Origin of the sequence: Bacillus sp. SIMBA_005 (assembly GCF_046535585.1) — a bacterium.
GTDB classification, from domain to species: Bacteria; Bacillota; Bacilli; order Bacillales; family Bacillaceae; genus Bacillus; species Bacillus pumilus.
Genome location: NZ_JAWRWI010001324.1, coordinates 1 through 229, shown reverse-complemented (window position 1 = coordinate 229; position 229 = coordinate 1). Strand labels below are relative to the sequence as shown.

Annotated in this window: 1 protein-coding gene; it reads left to right on the top strand. The window is 71.6% G+C overall.

The features are described 5' to 3' along the window. Nucleotides 1-229 (top strand): alpha/beta hydrolase family protein (locus SB660_RS24370; RefSeq protein ID WP_410585236.1); only part of this gene is annotated, 229 nt, incomplete at both ends.

Below are 229 nucleotides of genomic sequence, written 5' to 3'. Positions count from 1 at the left end.
CTACCTGTTCGACACCCAGACCCGTCGTGCCGAGCACGTGCTGAGCCGGCGCGACTGGGTCCAGCCGCGGACGGCCGCCACCGTGCAGGCCGTGTCGCTCAAGGCGCGCGACGGTTTGGCGCTGCAGGGTTTCGTGACGCGTCCGCGCGGCAGCGAGGGGCGCGCGCTGCCAATGGTCGTGCTGCCGCATGGCGGGCCGTTCGGCATAAGCGACAGTTGGGGCTACGAC